The following is a 17090-nucleotide window of genomic DNA, read 5'->3' on the forward strand; positions in this document are numbered from 1 at the left end:
GGCCGGAGCCCCGGTTCACGCCGCGAGGTCGTGGCCGGGGTGCAGTACCACCTTGGTGTAGCCCTCGATCCGCTTGTCGAACTTCTCGTACGCCTGCGGCGCGTCCTCCAGCGGCAGTTCGTGGGAGACCACGAAGCTGGGCCGGGCGCGGCCGGAGGCGATCAGGTCGCGCAACTGGCGGTTGTACTTCTTGACGTTGCACTGGCCGGTGCCCATCTTCTGGCCCTTCTCGAACATCTTGCCGATCGAGACCAGGAGTTGGCCGTGCTTGGCGTTCTCGTCGGGGCCGCCGGGGTCGGAGGGCACGTACAGGCCGGGTATGCCGAGCCTGCCGGTCGGCCGGACCGTCTCGACCAGCTGGTTGAGGACGATCGCGGGTTCCTCGTGACCGCTGTCGTCCCCGGTCTGGGCCTGGTAGCCGACGGCGTCGATGCCCTTGTCGGTGCCCTCGCCGTTCGTCTGCGCCTTGATCTGCTCGGCGGGGTCGCCCTGGGTGAAGTCGATCGGGATGGCCCCGATCTCCTCGGCCTTGGCGAGCCGCTCGGGCACCCGGTCGACCACGAACACCTTGGACGCGCCGCGCAGCAGTGCCGAGTAGGCGGCCATCAGGCCCACCGGTCCGGCCCCGTACACCGCGACCGTCTCGCCGGGTGAGACCTGGGCGAGTTCGCAGCCGTGGTAGCCGGTGGGGAAGATGTCGGCCAGCAGGATGTAGTCGGTCTCGTTCTCGTCGCCCTCGGGCAGCTTCAGGCAGTTGAAGTCGGCGAAGGGCACCCGCAGCCGCTCCGCCTGGCCGCCCGTGTACGGGCCCATGGCCACATAGCCGTACGCGCCGCCCGCGAAGCCGGGGTTCACGGTCAGGCAGAACCCGGTCTCCCCGGCGAGGCAGTTCTTGCAGAACCCGCAGGCCACGTTGAACGGCATCACGACGCGGTCGCCCACGGACAGCGAGGTCACGCCGTCGCCGACCTCCTCGATCACGCCGAGGTTCTCGTGGCCGAACACGATGCCCGGCTCGGCCGCCGTGCGCCCCTCGTACATGTGCAGGTCGGAGCCGCAGATCGCGGACGAGGTGACCCGGACGATCACGTCGTTGGGGTGCTGGATCCGCGGATCGTCGACTTCCTCCACCGTGACGCTGAAGGGCCTTTCGTAGACAACGGCTTTCACCTCGGTCACCTCCGCGTCTCGTGCTGGATGACGGTGATGGGGCGGGCCGCTGCCGGAACGCACGAGAAGGCGTGGCCGTGCCGGGGCCCGCTGCCCTCGCTCCACCGCCGTTGCTTCCAGGTAACGCCCCCGCGGCGGGCGCTGCAACCCACCCGTGGATTGGCGAAGTTTTTGCCTGTGGCCGGTTCGCGATGCCCCGGCGCCGCTCACCCGGCATGCGCCGGTTTTCGCTTCGGCAAAGTGCGGCCGAAACCGTCGGCGGACGGTGTCGCGGAGGTTACGGGGGCGTTGACCGGCGCGCGTGCCGGGCGGAGGCTCGTCATATAGGTGCTCGATACAACTGGTTCGGCGGCCGGGTTCTGCGCTGGCGGGAAATCGCAGGTCAGCGGCGCGCCGTAGGCAGGAGGCAGCGCATGTGCGGCATCACCGGCTGGGTGTCCTTCGACCGTGATCTCGGCGCCGAGGACGCCGTATTGGATGCGATGACCGAGACGATGGCCTGCCGGGGTCCGGACGACCGGGGCACCTGGGCGGAGGGGCCCGCCGCGCTGGGGCACCGCAGGCTCGCCATCATCGACCTGCCCGGCGGACGGCAGCCGATGTCCGTCCGCACCCCCCGGGGGAACATCGCCCTCGTCTACTCGGGCGAGGCGTACAACTTCACCGAGCTGCGCCGCGAACTCACCGACCGGGGGCACCGGTTCACCACCGACTCCGACACCGAGGTCGTGCTGCGCGGCTATCTGGAGTGGGGCGACACGGTGGCCGAGCGGCTGAACGGCATGTACGCGTTCGCCGTCTGGGACGGCCGCCACGACAAGCTGGTGATGATCCGCGACCGCATGGGCATCAAGCCGTTCTACTACCACCCCACCGCCGACGGCGTCCTGTTCGGCTCCGAGCCGAAGGCGATCCTCGCCCATCCGCTGGTCCGCCCCCGGGTCACGCTGGACGGGCTGCGCGAGCTGTTCACCATGGTCAAGACGCCGGGCCACGCGGTGTGGGACGGCATGCGCGAGGTCGAGCCGGGCACCGTCGTCACCGTCGACCGCTCCGGCCCGCGCACCCGCGTGTACTGGCGGCTGGAGACCCGTCCGCACCCCGACGACCGGGACACGACGATCGCCACCGTCCGCACGCTGCTCGACGACATCGTGCGCCGCCAGCTCGTCGCCGACGTGCCGCGCTGCACCCTGCTCTCCGGGGGCCTGGACTCCTCCGCCATGACCGCGCTGGCCGCCGAGCAGCTCGCGGAGCGGGGTGAGAAGGTGCGCAGCTTCGCGGTGGACTTCGCCGGGCAGGCCGACCACTTCGTCGCGGACGAGCTGCGCGGGACGCCGGACACCCCCTTCGTCCACGACGTGGCCCGGGCCGCCGGGACGGACCACCAGGACATCGTCCTCGACGTGCGATCCCTGGCCGATCCCGCCGCCCGCGAGAAGGTGATCCGCGCCCGTGACCTGCCCGCCGGATTCGGCGACATGGACGCCTCCCTCCTGCTGCTCTTCCGCGCCATCCGGGACCAGTCCACGGTGGCGCTGTCGGGCGAGTCGGCGGACGAGGTGTTCGGCGGCTATCTCCAGTTCTTCGACGAGGAGGCCCGCACCGCGGACACGTTCCCCTGGCTGGTGAGCTTCGGCCGCCACTTCGGCGACGACACGGGCGTGCTGCGGCCCGAACTGGTCGACGCGCTGGACCTGCCGGGGTACGTCGCGGACGGCTTCCGTACGGCGGCCGCCGGGGTCGAACGGCTCGACGGCGAGAGCGACTTCGAGTTCCGCATGCGGCGGATGTCCCACCTCCACCTCACCCGGTTCGTGCGCATCCTGCTCGACCGGAAGGACCGGATGAGCATGGCGGTCGGGCTGGAGGTGCGGGTGCCGTTCTGCGATCACCGGCTCGTGGAGTACGTCTACAACACGCCCTGGGCGCTGAAGTCGTTCGACGGCCGCGAGAAGAGCCTCCTCCGGGAGGCCACGGCGGACGTCCTGCCCCGCTCGGTGTACGACCGCGTCAAGAGCCCGTACCCCTCCACCCAGGACCCCGGCTACGGCCGCGCCCTCCAGACCCAGGTGAAGGACCTCCTGTCCCAGCCGTCCCACCGCGTCTTCGACCTCCTCGACCGGGAGAACGTCCGCAGGATCGCGGAACACGACTCCCTGGCCGGTACGCAGGCGGCCCGGCGCGGCCTGGAGCGGACGCTCGATCTCGCGGTGTGGCTGGACCTCTACTCGCCCGAGGTGAGCATCGGCTGAGACGACCCGAAAAGGGTGCGGAGGGCATCGGGAATGCCCTCCGCACCCTTTTGTCTGCCGCCGTCCGATCGCCCGACTCCCTTTCCACACAGGCAAGTTGACCGAAGTTCGCCCCTTCCACGCGCAGCCTCTTGACTGGTACAGACCAATGCGTTTGAGTGTGGCCTCACACCCCCCATCACGGCCGCCCCCCACGCCTTCGCCGGTGTCTCCGGCATGCACGCAGTGAGCGCGCCCGCGTTCCGCCTCGCGCTGGAACGGCCGTGGCATTCCTAGGAGTTGATTCAGTGTCGAGACGGCACATCTCCGCCGCGCTGGCCGCACTCGCCCTCGCCGTGGCCCCCGCCCTGCTCCCGGCCCCGGCCGCGTCGGCCGCTCCGGCGGCCTCCTGTTCGAGCTACCCGAACTGGGTGGCCGGCAAGTCGTACCGGGCCGGTGACGTCGTCCGCTACACGGACGGCAAGGCGTACATCGCCGAGCACGACAACCCGGGTTACGACCCGATCATCAGCACCTGGTACTGGGACCCGTACAACTGCGACGGCGGTGGCGGGAACACGCCCGTCGGCAACTTCGTGGTCACCGAGGCCCAGTTCAACCAGATGTTCCCGAACCGGAACTCGTTCTACTCCTACAGCGGGCTGGTGAACGCGCTCGGCGCGTACCCCGGCTTCGCCAACACCGGCAGCGACTCGGTGAAGAAGCAGGAGGCCGCGGCCTTCCTCGCCAACGTGAACCACGAGACCGGCGGTCTGGTCTACGTGGTCGAGCAGAACACCGCGAACTACCCGACGTACTGCGACTGGAGCCAGCCGTACGGCTGCCCGGCCGGTCAGGCGGCGTACTACGGGCGCGGCCCGATCCAGCTCAGCTGGAACTTCAACTACAAGGCGGCCGGTGACGCGCTCGGCATCGACCTGCTGCACAACCCGAACCTGGTGCAGAACGACAGCGCCGTCGCCTGGAAGACCGGCCTCTGGTACTGGAACACCCAGTCCGGACCGGGCTCCATGACGCCGCACAACGCCATGGTGAACCAGGCGGGCTTCGGGCAGACGATCCGCAGCATCAACGGCTCCCTGGAGTGCGACGGCCGCAACCCGGCGCAGGTGCAGAGCCGCGTCGACGCCTACCAGCGCTTCTCGCAGATCCTCGGCGTCTCCCCCGGCGGCAACCTCTACTGCTGACGAGAGCCCCGCTCCCGGCGCGCCACGGCCACCCCGGCCGTGGCGCGCTCGTGCGTCACCGGCCGCCTCCACGCGGTGACGCGCCTCCCCCGACGTGTGGCCCGCGCGACGAAGGGCACTCAGACACCGGCACGAGAACGCCCGGCGTCCAGGAGGCGGACATGGGAACACCGGTCGCACTGCCGACACCGCCCGGCGTGTACACCCCGCAGCACGACACCGGCCTCATCGCCCGCGCCCTGGAGCACGAACGCCTGGACGCCGGTTCCGCCGTCCTCGACCTGTGCACCGGCAGCGGCGCGCTGGCGGTACGGGCCGCGCTGCGCGGGGCGCGGGTCACCGCGGTCGACATCTCCTGGCGGGCCCTGGCCACCGCGTGGTGCAACGCGCTGCTCGCCGGGCAGTGCATCACCGTCCGCCACGGCGACCTGGTCGCGGCCGTGCCGGGCCGCCGGTACGACCTGGTGGTGAGCAACCCGCCCTACGTCCCCGCGCCCGCCCTGCGCCCGCCGAGCCGGGGTTCGGCCCGCGCCTGGGACGCCGGGCCGGACGGGCGGGTGTTCGTGGACCGGATCTGCGACAGCACCTCGGGCGTGCTGCACAGCGGCGGGGTCCTCCTGCTCGTGCACTCCGCCCTGTGCGGCACCGCCCCGACCCTGGACCGGCTCGCCGCCACCGGACTGGAAGCGGCCGTGGTGGACCGGGCCACCGTGCCCTTCGGCCCCGTACTGCGCGAGCGCCGGTCCTGGCTGCACAGCCGGGGCATGCTGCGCGACCGGCACGAGGACCAGGAGGAGCTGGTGGTGGTCCGCGCCGTCCGCCGCTGACCGGGCGGCCCGTTTCGGCGGCTTACAGCGGGTACTCGTGGGGGACGGTGAGGACCCGAGCCGAGAGGACGGTGGTCAGCCGTGCGCCGAGAAGCCGAGCCCGCGAACGGGGCCGCGACCGGTGTGACGATCACGCCCGACGGCCCGCTGCTCCTGCCCGGCCCGGTCGAGGTGACCCTCCCCGACGGCACGGTCGTCACCTCGCGACGGTTCACGGTGGCCCTCTGCACCTGCCGCCGCAGCCGTATCTACCCGTGGTGCGACACCAGCCACCGCCGACGCGCGAAGAACACGAGGGAGACCAGGTGACCGCGCCCCCGCTCCCCCAGCCCCGCGGCGACCTGTCCGCCGCGGTCGTCTCCACACTGACCGGCAGGGACACCGCGCCGACCGACACGCCTCCGGCCACCGTCGACCCGTACGGCGAAGACCTCCAGCTGGCCCTGTACACCCTCTACGAGCTGCATTACCGGGGCTTCGAGGGCGTGCCCGAGGAGTTGGAGTGGGACCCCGGCCTGCTGGCGCTGCGGCGGTCGCTGGAGCGGCCGTTCCTCGCCGCGCTGCGCCGGGACGTGCCGCCGGGCGGGAGTGCCGAGGAGGCGCTGGACGCGCTGCTGGTCGAGCCCGTGGGGTACGACGACAGCAGCGTCAGCCACCATCTCCAGCGCGACGGCGAACTGTGGCAGCTTCAGGAGTACGCGGCCCTGCGCTCGCTGTACCACCTGAAGGAGGCCGACCCGCACGCCTGGGTCATCCCGAGGCTGCGCGGCCGGGCCAAGGCGGCCATGGTGGCCGTGGAGTTCGACGAGTTCGGCGCGGGACGCCCGGACGAGATCCACGCCCGGCTCTACGCCGACCTGATGACCGACCTCGGCCTGGACACCACCTACGGCCACTATCTCGACCGAGCTCCCGCCCCCGCCCTGGCCACCGTCAACCTGATGTCCCTGTTCGGGCTGCACCGCGCCCTGCGGGGCGCCCTGGTCGGCCACTTCGCCACGGTCGAGGTGACCTCGTCCCCGGGCTCCCGCCGGATGGCCGCGGCCCTGCGCCGTACCGGTGCGGGCGCGGCCGCGCAGCGCTTCTACGACGAGCACGTGGAGGCGGACGCCGTGCACGAACAGATCGTCCGCCGTGACGTGGTCGGCGGCCTCCTGGCCGACGAGCCGCACCTCGACCCCGACATCGCCTTCGGCGTACACGCCACCGGTCTGTTGGAGGACCGGTTCGGCTCCCATGTGCTGAAGGCGTGGCGGCAACAGCACAGCGCCCTGCGGACATAAGAGTGTGACGCGGCAGCGGCCCGGACCTTCTTGGTCCGGGGCCGCTACCGCGTTCTGGGGCTCAGGCGTCCAAGAGCTGGTTGAAGAAGGTGCGGTACTGCTGGAGTGCCACCCGCAGGCCCTCGGTCTCGACCTGTTCGCCGCGGCTCCACTGGCCCTCGAGTTCCTTCTTGTGGTCGGCGAAGGTCGCGGCCAGCGACTGGATGACGTCGGCGACCAGCGCGTCCGCGGAACGGACCGCGTCCTTGGGGTCGTCGACGAAGGTGCCCTGGATCTTCGCCCAGCGCTCGCGGTAGGTGTCCGCCTCCTGGTGGGCGATCAGCGGGTCGGCACCCTCGTCCACCGAACGCGGCTGCCCGCCGCCCTGACGCTGCTCCCCGCCCGGACGCTGATCGCGGTCGCGGTCGTCCCGTTCGGCCAGGGGGGTGCGTTCCGGGGCTCCGGTCGGCTCGCCCATGGCGGTCCGCTCGGGCGCGCCCGCCCGCTCGCCCGTGGGGGTCCGCTCGCCGGGGACGTCCCGCGCCTGGTCGGAGACCGTCGACGCCTCGCCGGGGTAGGACGGCGGGGGCGTGTCGGCCGAGCGGTCGGGGCGCGCCCCGGACAGCGGGCCGGAGCGGGTGTCCGGCGGGGCGTCGTGGCCGGTGTCGGACGGCGCGTCGGAACGCGTCTCCGACAGGGGGCCGGAGCGGGCGTCGGGACGGCTGTCCCGGCCGGAGCGGGCCAGGTCCTCCGTGCTCAACTCGCCTTCGCCGTGGCCGCTGTTGGTGTGCCGATCTGACATGACAACCTCGTTTCCGCTCGTGCCGTGATGGAATGCGCGCCGGGTCAGGCCGCGTCGTGCCCGGTGCTCTCGTGGTGCGGGGGCCGGCCGCCGCCCAGCAGGTCGTCGAAGAGGGTGCGGTAACGCACCATCGCGCCGCGCAGCTCCTCCGTGGTCGCCTCGCCGTTCTCGTTGCGGAGGCTCACGTCGTGGGCGTCGCGGTAGTGCTCCAGGGTCTGGGCGTGCTCGACGGACAGGTCCCGCAGCTGCTGCTCGAACCCCTCGGTGGGGTAGCCGCGGTCCCGCATGAGCTGGGTGACCAGGCGGTCGGCGTCGTCGACGCTCTGCGCCGGGTGGTCGACGAACCGCTCCTGGGTGCCGCTCCACTCGGTGGCGTAGTGGTCCCGCTCTTCCGGGGACAGCTCCTTGAGGTCGAGGTCGCGGTGCCGCTTCTCGCGGGCCTGCAGTTCGCGCTCGGCCTCCCGCCTGCTCTCGCCGGACTGCACGGCCCGGTCGTACTCGGGGCCGAACTTCTCCTGGAGGCGGCGCCTGCGGCGGCTCCTCACGAGCGCCACTCCCGCGGCGATCAGGATCAGGATGACCACGATGGGAATCAGAATGGCGAGCAGCGTTGCGGTGGACATCGCCTCTCCCGCTGGGTGAGTTGAGTGGACGGGCGGGCCGGTCGACGGCCCGCCGGGGTACTCCGCCCGAGTACCCCGGCCCAGTCCCCGCACACCGGCTCCCCGGCAGGCGAGCGGGGGTGGTTGCCCGGCCGTGCGCGCGGGTACGCGGAGGCGGCACCGGGCAGCCCGGCCGTCCGTCGTGCGGCGGGCCGCCACCTTCCTGCGACACGCTTCGTGCGACTTGGGACGGGGATGAGGGCATGAGCCGACGACACGCACAGGACGACACGGCACACCCGCCGCGCTCGCGTCCGGGGACGACCGGCCACCACCACCGGGAGCGCACCGGGACCGAACCGGTCACCGCCCGCAGCGCGCTGAGGCTGCGGCTCGTGCTCAGCGTGATCGGGCTGCTCGTCCTCCTGCTCGGTACGGCGCTCTTCGCCCTGTGGGCGGGCACGGTGACGCAGCGGGACGTACCGGACCCCACCCAGCTCACGGTGCTGTCCGTCATCTGCGGAATCCTCGCGCTGTTCGCGGCCGTGGACTTCGTGGTCGTCGCCCTGCGGCTCGTGCGCGAGCGGTGACGGCGAAGCACCTCAACCCGGCCGGAATCCGGCCGGGTTGAGGCACTGTCGGACGGGGCTCACCCCCAAGACGAGGCTCACCCCAGGACGGGGCTCACCACGGTTCGAGGACCGCCTTGATCATTCCGTCGCTCTTCGCCTGGAACGTCTCGTACGCCTGGGCGCCCTGCTCCAGCGGCAGGATGTGGGTGGCGAAGGTGTCCACGCCCAGCGGATCGTCGTCGGTGAGCAGCGGGAGGATGTCGTCGACCCAGCGGTGGACGTTGGCCTGTCCCATGCGCAGCTGGATCTGCTTGTCGAACAGGGTCAGCATCGGCATCGGGTCGGCCATGCCGCCGTACACGCCGGACAGCGAGATGGTGCCGCCCCGGCGGACGATGTCGATGGCCAGGTGCAGCGCGCCGAGCCGGTCGACGCCCGCCTTCTCCATGATGCGCTGGGCGAGGGCGTCGGGGAGCAGTCCGGTGGCCCACTGCGCGGCCCTGGTCACGGGTGCGCCATGCGCCTCCATGCCGACGGCGTCGATCACGGCGTCCGCGCCCCGGCCGTCGGTGGCGTCGCGGATCGCGTCGGCCAGGCGGTCGCCGTACTGCTCGAGGTCGTAGACGGTGATGCCGTGTTCCCTGGCGCGCTGGAGGCGTTCGGGGACGAGGTCGACGCCGATGACGTGCTCGACGCCCCGGTGCCGGGCGATGCGGCAGGCCATCTCGCCGATCGGGCCGAGGCCGAGGACGACGAGGGTGTCGCCGGGCGCGACGTCGGCGTACTCGACGGCCTGCCAGGCGGTGGGCAGGACGTCGGAGAGGTACAGGAAGCGCTGGTCGGGCGGCCCGTCGGGGATCTTCACGGGGAGCCGGTCGCCGAAGGGCACCCGGAGGAACTGGGCCTGCCCGCCGGGGACCTGGCCGTACAGCTTGGTGTAGCCGAAGAGGGAGGCGCCCTTGTCCTGGTCGCGCACCTGGGTGGTCTCGCACTGGGAGTACAGGCCCTGACCGCACATGTGGCACTCGCCGCAGGAGACGTTGAAGGGCACCACCACACGGTCGCCGGGGGCGAGGGCGGTCACCTCGGGGCCGGTCTCCTCCACGATGCCCATGGGCTCGTGGCCGAGGATGTCCCCGGCGTCGAGGAACGGGCCGAGGATCTCGTACAGATGCAGGTCCGATCCGCAGATGCCGCTCGACGTCACTCGGACGATCACGTCATCGGGGTCCTGGAGCTGCGGGTCGGGGACGGACTCGACCCGGACGTCCCTCCTGCCCTGCCAGGTGAGAGCGCGCATGTCTCCTCCAAGGGATGTGGGTACGCGGGCTCGCACCCCGCCGGGTACCCGACGCCCCGGCACCTACCCGGCGCGTCTGTTCGGGCGCCTCAGCCGGAGGGCTCGTCGGGTACGGGCTGGTCGGGGCGTACCCCGGCGGACTCCGGTGCCCCGCGCGGGCCCGCGCCCGCCTCGTCGGTCTCGGGCACCTCGGGCACCTCGTCCGTCTCGGGCACCTCGCGGGCGTCGTCCCGCTTACGGGCGTCCCAGCGGTCGTCGCCATGACCGGCCTGCTGGTCGGGCAGGTCCCTGGGGACGCGCCGGGTGTGCGGGTCGTGGTGCTGCTCCGTCATGGCTTCTCCTTCGTAGACCGGGATCAGCGCCCGCGCACGGCTCGCGGCGAGCGGTCCGTCGCGGGTACCCCTGAGTCCGGCGGACATGCGGGGTCGGCCGGAGGCGGCTGCTGCGGCCCGAAAGCCGAGCGGGCCAAGTGATTGAACGTTTCGTGTTTCAGGGCAAACCAGACGGATACCCGCACGCAGTCGTACCAACAGCTCAGAGGAAGTGTTCACGGTGGGCGCACCGAGCCTTGCCCCGCACGAATCTCCGTGGCCGATCGATCCGTCGCAGGTGTGAGGGGGGACCGGGAGATGCCGGACGACCTGGACAGCGAGGACCCCGGGGAGGCGGACCTGCCGCGCGCCCGGCGTCGGCTCACGGAGGAGGAGTTCCGTGCGCTGATGCGCGAGGCCCGGCAGGAGGCGCGCCGACTGCGGTTCGGCAGACCGCCCGAGGAGGACTCGGCGGTCGCGCTGCGCACCCAGCACGCCGAGTTCGGCGCGGCCGCGCACTGAGCGGTCCCTCCTGCGTTGTCGGTGGCGGCCGATACGCTCCACCGGACGGATCACGTCAGGGGCACATCAACGGGTGTGGCGGGGAGAGCGGGGGGCGCGGTGGCGGAGCTGGAGATGGCCGAATACCTGGGCGGGTACGCGCGGATGCTGGCCGAGGTCTCCCACACCGGGCGGCGCCCCACGCGTAAGGAACTGGGTGAGCGGCGCGCGCTCGGGGAGCGGGCCGCCGAGGCGGGGCACAGTCTGCGGGCCCTGGTGCGCGGGTATCTGTCGGCCACCCGGACGGCCTGGCCGAACGGCACCCCGGCAGGGTCGGTGGGCGGCGTGCTGGCCGCCGTCGAGCAGGCGGTGGACGCCTTCGCCGAGGGGTACGAGCGGGCACAGCGGCTCGCGGTGCGGCAGGAGGAGGCGGCGCGGCGGGAGTTCATCGACGACCTGCTGTACGGCCGCAGCGATCTGGGACGGCTGGCCGAGCGGGCCGAGCGGTTCGGTCTCGTCCTGTCCCGCGCGCACGCGGTCGCGGTGGCGGAGGGTCCGGAGGCGTACGTCGACACCGCCCCGGTGACCCGGCAGGTGGAGTCCGCGCTGCTCACCCGGTTCAGTGAGCGCCGCATCCTGCTGACCACGAAGAACGGCAAGCTGATCTGCATCGCCCCCGGCGACCAGGAGGAGGTGCTCGCCTGCTTCGCCGAGCAGGTGCGGGTCACCCCGGACTGCGGCCGGGTGGCCATCGGCCGCCCCCGTCCGGGCCCGGGCGGCGTGGTGCAGTCGTACGAGGAGGCGCTGAGCACGCTGGAGCTGGCGGAGCGGCTGGACCTCCCGGAACCGGTGGTGCGGGCGGCCGACCTGCTGGTGTACCCGGTGCTGCTGCGGGACCGGCAGGCGATGGCGGACCTGGTGCTCAGCGCGCTGGGGCCGCTGCAAGACGCGCGCGGGGGCCCGGAGCCGCTGCTGCGGACGCTGGAGGCGTACTTCGAGTCGGGGTGCCGGGCGGCCGAGGCGGCGCGGCGGCTGGCGCTGAGCGTGCGCGCGCTGACGTACCGGCTGGAGCGCATCCACCAGCTGACCGGGAACAACCCGGCCGACCCGGTGCACCGGTACACGTTGCAGACCGCCGTCATCGGGGCCCGGCTGCTGAGGTGGCCCGCGCGGGAGCTGTGAGGGGGCCCGCCACCTGGGCAGGCCCCCCTCCTGTTCGCCCGGCTCAGCCCGTGATCTCGACCTTGCCGTTGTCCTGGGCGGGACGCTCCACGCTCGCCGCGGCGCGCCCGGTGACGTCCTTGAGGAGCCGGGTCAGGTCGACGCCCGTGGTGGAGCCGAGCAGTTCCAGGCCCTGGGCCACGTTGTCGGCGACCGCGCGGGGAATCCGGCCGGCGCCGTCGGTGGAGATGACCGTCATCTTCTCGACGGCGCTGAGCGGCTCGGACGCCTTGGCGACGACCTCCGGCAGCACCGAGACGAGCATCTGGAGGACGGCGGCGTCACCGTACTGCTCGTACGCGTCCGCCTTCTTGCGCATGGCCTCGGCCTCGGCCGCGCCCTTGGCGGTGATCGCCGCGGCCTCCGCCTCACCCTCCAGCCGGACCGCCTCGGCGGCCGCCGCACGGCGGGACCGCTCGGCCTCGCCCTGCTTGAGACCCTCGACGGCGTCCGCTTCGGCCAGCGCGCCACGGCGCTGCTTCTCGCCCTCACCGGTGAGCCGCGCCCGCTCCGCCTCGGCCTCGGCCGCCGCGATGGCCGCCAGCCGCTCCGCCTCGGCCTGCTTGACGCGGGCGACCCGGCGGGCCTCCGCCTCCTGCTCGGCGGCGTAGCGCTTGGCGTCGGCGGGCTTGCGGACCTGGGTGTCGAGCTGACGGTCCGTCAGGGCGGCCTGGCGCTCGGCGACCCGCTCCTGCTCGACGAGGATCTCCTGCTGGCGCGCGGCCTCGGCGAGCGGGCCCGCGGCGGCCGCGCGGGCGGCGGCCTCGTCGGTCTCCGCCTTGATCTCCGCCTGCTTCAGCGCGAACGTCCGCTGCGCGACGGCGATCTCCTCCGCGGCCTTGAGCCGGGCCTGCTCGGCGGCCCGCTGGGCCACCGCCTCGGCGATGTCGGCCTCCTGCCGGGCACGGGCGGCCTCGGGACGGCCGAGGTCCTCCAGGTAGGAGCCCTCGGTGGTGATGTCCTGGATCTGGAAGGCGTCCAGCACCAGGCCCTGCCCGGACAGGCTGGACTCGGCCTCCTCGGCGACCTGCCCGGCGAAGGCGGCGCGGTCGCGGATGACGTCCTCCACGGACATCCGGCCGACGATGGCGCGCAGCGCGCCGGACAGCACTTCCTGGGTGAAGCCGACGATGCCGTCCTGCTGCATCAGGAACCGCTGGGCGGCGGCGCGGATGGAGTCCTCGGTGCCGCCGACCTTGACGATGGCGACGCCGTCCAGGTTGGCCTTCACCCCGCGCAGCGTGACGGCCCCGCGCACCGCGACCGGGATGTGCCGCGAGGACAGGTCGAGGGTGAACCGCTGCTGCACGAACGGCACGACGAACACGCCGCCGCCGACGACGACCTTCTGGCCGCTGTTGTCGGTGAAGACGCGGCCGGTCTCCGGGTCGGTGGACTTCTTGCCCCGGCGGCCGGTGACGATGAACGCCTGGCTCGGTCCGGCCACCTTGTATCGGCTGACCACGGTGAGCGCCAGCAGCACGAGGAGTACGACGACTCCGGCCACGGCGATGACGACAGGACTCATATCAAGGCCCCCATACATGAGACACAGACACATGGCACCCCGTCAGGGGTGGGAGAACAACCGCCCGCCGACGGGGCGGTGAGCAGGGTTCAGCGCTCCACCGGGCGCACCACGACGGAGGTCGGCGACGGCACCGCTTCCACCCACACCTCGGTTCCGCGCGCCACCGGCACGGCGCTGCGCGCGGCGAACTTGACGGTCTGGCCGCCCAGCCGGACGAGGACCTCGCCGTAGCCTGCGGCCGGGATGGCCGTGACCACGTTGGCCGAGGTGCCGATCAGGTCGTCCCCGGTCGGGGTGGCGTCCGTCTGGTCGCGCAGCAGCATCCGGCTGAGGCGGTAGGTCAGCCAGGCGGTGCCCACGCCCGCCGCCGCGCCGATCGCGGTGGCCGCGGCCGGTGCGAGGCCCAGCCCCTCGTGGGCGATGACCGCGCCGAAGCCGGTCATCGACAGGAACCCGGCGATGACCGGCAACGACAGCCAGCCGTCCAGCGCGCCGTCGAACAGGCCGTCCAGCAGCCCGTCGAAGACCAGCGACAGGACGAGCAGCACGACCCCCGTGATGCCGATTCCAAGAAACCAGGCCATCCGCGCCGTCCCCCTCCCGTCCGCCGCTGATCTCCGGCTCGACGGAATGTTCACACAGGCTCTCACCCCTTTTCATTGCCTGAATCCGGCAATCTTTACGCTTTTTTTATGCCGTCTTTGCGTCGAGCGGACCCGGAGCCGGACGGCCGCCCTCGTCATCCGTTCGGCGCACCGACGCGTGATCCGTGGTCACCGGGTTACTCGTGCGGCAGTGCGCGGGCGCCCCCGGTCCGCGGCGGGTGTTTGCGCGAAGGAGGAAATCGTGGCCATCCGGTACCAGCTCATCCGGCGTCCACCGTCCGCCGTGTGGAAGGTTCTCGAGGAGCCTTCCTATTACGCGGACTGGGTCGTGGGAACGCACGAGACCGCTCCCCGCGAGGGCCGCTGGCCCGAGCAGGGGTCGTCGCTCGTCTACACCCTGAAGATCGGCCCACGCCGGGTCGAGGGCTACACCGTGGTCCGCCGCCACGAGCCGCCGCGGCGCCTGGAACTGGAGGCCAAGTCCCCCTTCGGCAACGCGCGCATCGCCATCGACGTACGCGACTGGGGCGGCGAGAGCCTCGTCGTCGTGGACGAGCACCCGCTGCGCGGACTGGGCGACAAGCTGCACAACGTCGCGCTGGACACCGTGATTCAGCTCCGGCACCGGGGCATGCTGAGCCGACTGGCCCGGCTGGTCGAGCGGGAGACCCCGCAGGGCACCGGCGGGGTCCGGCCGGGGCCCGCTTCGATGCCGTCCAGGGCGGAGGAGGCGGGCCATGAGTGACGCGGTGGTCATCGGGGCCGGGCCGAACGGGCTGGTCGCCGCCAACCTCCTCGCCGACCAGGGCTGGAGCGTGGAGGTGCTGGAGGCCCAGGAGCGGCCCGGCGGCGCCGTGTTCAGCGACCGCGCGGTCCACCCCGACTTCGTCAACGACCTCTTCAGCTCCTTCTACCCCCTGGCCGCCGCCTCCCCGATCATCGCCGGGCTCCGGCTGGAGGAGGAGGGACTGCGCTGGTCGCACGCCCCGCAGGTGCTGGCCCACCCGCTGGCCGACGGCCGCTGCGCGTTGATCGACCGCGACCTGGACGTCACCGCGGAGGGCCTGGACGAGCTGTGCGCCGGGGACGGCCGCTCCTGGCGCGCCCAGTGCGCGACCTGGGACCGGGCCGGGCACGACCTCCTCCAGGCGCTGTTCACCACGATGCCGCCCATCCGGGCGCTCGCCGGGCTCGGGATGAAGCTGCGCGGCGGCGGCGCTCTGCGGCTCGCCCGCGCCATGCTGCTGCCGGTCCGCCGCCTCGGCGAGGAGGAGTTCGACGGTGAGGGCGCCAGGCTGCTGCTCGCGGGCAACGCCCTGCACGCGGACCTGGGCCCGGAGTCGGCGATCGGCGGCGGCTTCGGCTGGCTGATGTCGATGCTCGGCCAGCAGTTCGGCTTCCCGGTGCCGGTCGGCGGCGCGGTCTCCCTCACGGACGCCCTGGTCAGCCGCCTGCGGCGCCGGGGCGGGGTGATCCGCTGCGGGGAGTCGGTGACGGAGATCGTGGTGGAGCGGGGCAGGGCCGTCGCGGTCCGCACGGCGGGCGGCGACACGGTCCCGGCCCGGCGCGCCGTCCTCGCGGACGTGTCCGCGCCCGCCCTCTACGGCCACCTGGTCGCCCCCGAGCATCTGCCCTCGCAGGTGCTCGACGACATGCGGCGCTTCCAGTGGGACTTCGCCACCTTCAAGGTCGACTGGGCGCTGGACTCCACCATCCCGTGGAAGGCCGGGGCGGCGAGCGGCGCGGGCACCGTGCATCTGGCGGACAGCGTGGACGACCTGACCCGGTTCGCCGCACAGATCGCCATGGGGCAGATCCCCGACAACCCGTTCCTGCTGGTGGGGCAGATGACCACCGCCGACCCGACCCGGTCGCCCGCGGGCACCGAGTCCGCCTGGGCCTACACCCATCTGCCGCGTGTGGTGCGCGGCGACGCCGGGGACGCCGGGCTCGACGGCTCCTGGGACGCCGCCCAGCGCGAGATCATGGCGGACCGGATGGAGCAGCGGGTCGAGCAGTTCGCGCCCGGCTTCCGCGCCCGGATTCTGAGCAGGCGCGTGCTGTCGCCGCCCACGCTCCAGTCCGAGGACTCCAATCTCAGCGAGGGCGCCCTCAACGGCGGCACCACCGCCCTGCACCAGCAGGCGGTGTTCCGGCCGATCCCCGGCACGGGCCGCCCCGAGACCCCGGTACGCGGGCTGTATCTCGCCTCCGCCTCCGCACACCCCGGTGGCGGGGTGCACGGCGCCCCCGGCGCCAACGCGGCGCGGGCCGCGCTGGGCTTCCGCCGCCCCTTCGCGGACGCGATGGCCCTGGTGCAGCGCACCCTGACCGGCGGAAGCGGGGCGGCCGCGGTGGGAAACCGCTGACCGCCCCGCTTCCGGACGGTGTCAGCCCTCCAGGCTGCGGATGATCGCGGACGAGAAGGCGTCGAGATCACCGGGGTTGCGCGAGGTGATCAGCGGGTGGCCGCCCTCGGTGTCGACCACGACCTCCTGGTCCGTCCAGGTGGCGCCCGCGTTCACCAGGTCGTCCAGCAGCGACGGGTAGGAGGTCATGTCGCGGCCCTCGGTGAGTTCGCTGTTCACCAGCAGCCAGGGGCCGTGGCAGATCGCCGCCACCGGCTTGCCCTCCCGCGCGAACGCGGTCACCAGGCGCTGCGCGTCCTGGTCGGTGCGGAGCTGGTCGGCGTTGAGGGTGCCGCCTGGGATGATCACCGCGTCGTAGCCGTCGGAGGTCGCCTCGGCGAGCGTGGTGTCCGGCTCGACCTTGTCGCCGGGGTCCTTGTCGGTGACGAGGGTGGCGATGACCTCCGGCTTCTGTGCCGCGACCACGACGCGGGCGCCCGCCTCGCGCAGCGCCGCCACCGGCTTCTGCAGTTCGTCTTGTTCCGTCCCGTAGTTCGTCGTGAGGACGAGGACGCTCTTGCCGTCGAGAGCCATGG

18 protein-coding genes are annotated in these 17090 nt (G+C 72.6%); 10 read left to right on the forward strand and 8 right to left on the reverse strand.

Annotation, left to right across the window (positions count from 1 at the left end; all coding sequences use genetic code 11):
• Positions 1-15: 15 nt before the first annotated feature.
• Entirely contained in the window at positions 16-1170 is a 1155-nt protein-coding gene (locus tag ACI2LY_RS21785; RefSeq protein WP_404708600.1) for a glutathione-independent formaldehyde dehydrogenase, read from the reverse strand.
• A 413-nt stretch (positions 1171-1583) separates the two neighbouring features.
• On the opposite strand from ACI2LY_RS21785, the gene asnB reads away from it, so the two are divergent.
• The 5 genes from asnB to ACI2LY_RS21810 all read left to right on the forward strand — a co-directional run bounded on the left by asnB (position 1584) and on the right by ACI2LY_RS21810 (position 6722).
• A complete protein-coding gene (gene asnB / locus ACI2LY_RS21790) occupies positions 1584-3425 on the forward strand; it encodes an asparagine synthase (glutamine-hydrolyzing) (protein ID WP_404708601.1) in 1842 nt (613 codons plus the stop codon).
• A gap of 287 nt (positions 3426-3712) precedes the next feature.
• A complete protein-coding gene (locus tag ACI2LY_RS21795; protein ID WP_401448907.1) occupies positions 3713-4612 on the forward strand; it encodes a glycoside hydrolase family 19 protein in 900 nt (299 codons plus the stop codon).
• A 161-nt stretch (positions 4613-4773) separates the two neighbouring features.
• The gene (locus ACI2LY_RS21800; protein WP_404708602.1) at positions 4774-5439 is read left to right on the forward strand and encodes a HemK2/MTQ2 family protein methyltransferase; all 666 of its coding nucleotides are present in this window, start codon (positions 4774-4776) and stop codon (positions 5437-5439) included.
• An 81-nt stretch (positions 5440-5520) separates the two neighbouring features.
• Positions 5521-5748 (forward strand): CDGSH iron-sulfur domain-containing protein, encoded by a 228-nt coding sequence (locus ACI2LY_RS21805; protein WP_404708603.1) that lies wholly within the window; start codon positions 5521-5523, stop codon positions 5746-5748.
• Positions 5745-6722 (forward strand): iron-containing redox enzyme family protein, encoded by a 978-nt coding sequence (locus tag ACI2LY_RS21810; RefSeq protein ID WP_404708604.1) that lies wholly within the window; start codon positions 5745-5747, stop codon positions 6720-6722. Before ACI2LY_RS21805 ends, ACI2LY_RS21810 begins: the two co-directional genes overlap by 4 nt.
• A gap of 61 nt (positions 6723-6783) precedes the next feature.
• Here ACI2LY_RS21810 and ACI2LY_RS21815 read toward each other — a convergent pair whose 3' ends face one another.
• Together ACI2LY_RS21815 and ACI2LY_RS21820 are read right to left on the reverse strand one after the other, a co-directional pair.
• Positions 6784-7503, reverse strand: a complete 720-nt coding sequence (locus ACI2LY_RS21815) for a hypothetical protein (protein ID WP_404708605.1) — start codon at positions 7501-7503, stop codon at positions 6784-6786.
• A 44-nt stretch (positions 7504-7547) separates the two neighbouring features.
• Positions 7548-8126 (reverse strand): hypothetical protein, encoded by a 579-nt coding sequence (locus ACI2LY_RS21820; RefSeq protein ID WP_404708606.1) that lies wholly within the window; start codon positions 8124-8126, stop codon positions 7548-7550.
• 242 nt (positions 8127-8368) lie between these two features.
• Between ACI2LY_RS21820 and ACI2LY_RS21825 the strand changes: the two genes are divergently transcribed.
• On the forward strand, positions 8369-8695 hold the full coding sequence (locus ACI2LY_RS21825) for a DUF6343 family protein (protein WP_404708607.1): 327 nt from the start codon (positions 8369-8371) through the stop codon (positions 8693-8695).
• A gap of 94 nt (positions 8696-8789) precedes the next feature.
• On the opposite strand, the gene ACI2LY_RS21830 is transcribed toward ACI2LY_RS21825, so the two are convergent.
• Together ACI2LY_RS21830 and ACI2LY_RS21835 are read right to left on the reverse strand one after the other, a co-directional pair.
• Positions 8790-9977: a zinc-dependent alcohol dehydrogenase gene (locus ACI2LY_RS21830; protein ID WP_404708608.1), complete on the reverse strand. Its 1188-nt coding sequence runs from the start codon at positions 9975-9977 to the stop codon at positions 8790-8792.
• 89 nt (positions 9978-10066) lie between these two features.
• On the reverse strand, positions 10067-10309 hold the full coding sequence (locus tag ACI2LY_RS21835) for a hypothetical protein (RefSeq protein ID WP_404708609.1): 243 nt from the start codon (positions 10307-10309) through the stop codon (positions 10067-10069).
• Between the two features lie 297 nt (positions 10310-10606).
• Between ACI2LY_RS21835 and ACI2LY_RS21840 the strand changes: the two genes are divergently transcribed.
• Both ACI2LY_RS21840 and ACI2LY_RS21845 read left to right on the forward strand, forming a co-directional pair.
• Positions 10607-10810: a hypothetical protein gene (locus ACI2LY_RS21840; protein ID WP_404708610.1), complete on the forward strand. Its 204-nt coding sequence runs from the start codon at positions 10607-10609 to the stop codon at positions 10808-10810.
• Between the two features lie 114 nt (positions 10811-10924).
• The gene (locus tag ACI2LY_RS21845) at positions 10925-11971 is read left to right on the forward strand and encodes a PucR family transcriptional regulator (protein ID WP_404708779.1); all 1047 of its coding nucleotides are present in this window, start codon (positions 10925-10927) and stop codon (positions 11969-11971) included.
• 43 nt (positions 11972-12014) lie between these two features.
• On the opposite strand, the gene ACI2LY_RS21850 is transcribed toward ACI2LY_RS21845, so the two are convergent.
• Positions 12015-13538, reverse strand: a complete 1524-nt coding sequence (locus ACI2LY_RS21850; RefSeq protein WP_393915678.1) for an SPFH domain-containing protein — start codon at positions 13536-13538, stop codon at positions 12015-12017.
• Positions 13539-13627: 89 nt separating this feature from the next.
• On the reverse strand, positions 13628-14125 hold the full coding sequence (locus tag ACI2LY_RS21855) for an NfeD family protein (RefSeq protein WP_404708611.1): 498 nt from the start codon (positions 14123-14125) through the stop codon (positions 13628-13630).
• 262 nt (positions 14126-14387) lie between these two features.
• Between ACI2LY_RS21855 and ACI2LY_RS21860 the strand changes: the two genes are divergently transcribed.
• Positions 14388-14891, forward strand: a complete 504-nt coding sequence (locus tag ACI2LY_RS21860) for an SRPBCC family protein (protein ID WP_404708612.1) — start codon at positions 14388-14390, stop codon at positions 14889-14891.
• On the forward strand, positions 14884-16515 hold the full coding sequence (locus ACI2LY_RS21865) for a phytoene desaturase family protein (protein ID WP_404708613.1): 1632 nt from the start codon (positions 14884-14886) through the stop codon (positions 16513-16515). Before ACI2LY_RS21860 ends, ACI2LY_RS21865 begins: the two co-directional genes overlap by 8 nt.
• A 21-nt stretch (positions 16516-16536) precedes the next feature.
• On the opposite strand, the gene ACI2LY_RS21870 is transcribed toward ACI2LY_RS21865, so the two are convergent.
• Entirely contained in the window at positions 16537-17088 is a 552-nt protein-coding gene (locus ACI2LY_RS21870; protein ID WP_404708614.1) for a type 1 glutamine amidotransferase domain-containing protein, read from the reverse strand.
• Positions 17089-17090: the final 2 nt, after the last annotated feature.

Source organism: Streptomyces sp. NPDC002176 (assembly GCF_044903645.1).
Classification (GTDB): Bacteria; Actinomycetota; Actinomycetes; order Streptomycetales; family Streptomycetaceae; genus Streptomyces.

Bases quoted from the DNA above. Each gene is read 5' to 3' on its own strand.
- ACI2LY_RS21825 (WP_404708607.1), top strand. From the start codon at position 8,369: ATGAGCCGACGACACGCACAGGACGACACGGCACACCCGCCGCGCTCG.
- ACI2LY_RS21840 (WP_404708610.1), top strand. From the start codon at position 10,607: ATGCCGGACGACCTGGACAGCGAGGACCCCGGGGAGGCGGACCTGCCG.
- ACI2LY_RS21835 (WP_404708609.1), bottom strand. From the start codon at position 10,309: ATGACGGAGCAGCACCACGACCCGCACACCCGGCGCGTCCCCAGGGAC.
- ACI2LY_RS21800 (WP_404708602.1), top strand. From the start codon at position 4,774: ATGGGAACACCGGTCGCACTGCCGACACCGCCCGGCGTGTACACCCCG.
- ACI2LY_RS21870 (WP_404708614.1), bottom strand. From the start codon at position 17,088: ATGGCTCTCGACGGCAAGAGCGTCCTCGTCCTCACGACGAACTACGGG.
- ACI2LY_RS21855 (WP_404708611.1), bottom strand. From the start codon at position 14,125: ATGGCCTGGTTTCTTGGAATCGGCATCACGGGGGTCGTGCTGCTCGTC.
- ACI2LY_RS21820 (WP_404708606.1), bottom strand. From the start codon at position 8,126: ATGTCCACCGCAACGCTGCTCGCCATTCTGATTCCCATCGTGGTCATC.
- asnB (WP_404708601.1), top strand. From the start codon at position 1,584: ATGTGCGGCATCACCGGCTGGGTGTCCTTCGACCGTGATCTCGGCGCC.
- ACI2LY_RS21815 (WP_404708605.1), bottom strand. From the start codon at position 7,503: ATGTCAGATCGGCACACCAACAGCGGCCACGGCGAAGGCGAGTTGAGC.
- ACI2LY_RS21830 (WP_404708608.1), bottom strand. From the start codon at position 9,977: ATGCGCGCTCTCACCTGGCAGGGCAGGAGGGACGTCCGGGTCGAGTCC.
- ACI2LY_RS21850 (WP_393915678.1), bottom strand. From the start codon at position 13,538: ATGAGTCCTGTCGTCATCGCCGTGGCCGGAGTCGTCGTACTCCTCGTG.
- ACI2LY_RS21845 (WP_404708779.1), top strand. From the start codon at position 10,925: ATGGCCGAATACCTGGGCGGGTACGCGCGGATGCTGGCCGAGGTCTCC.
- ACI2LY_RS21865 (WP_404708613.1), top strand. From the start codon at position 14,884: ATGAGTGACGCGGTGGTCATCGGGGCCGGGCCGAACGGGCTGGTCGCC.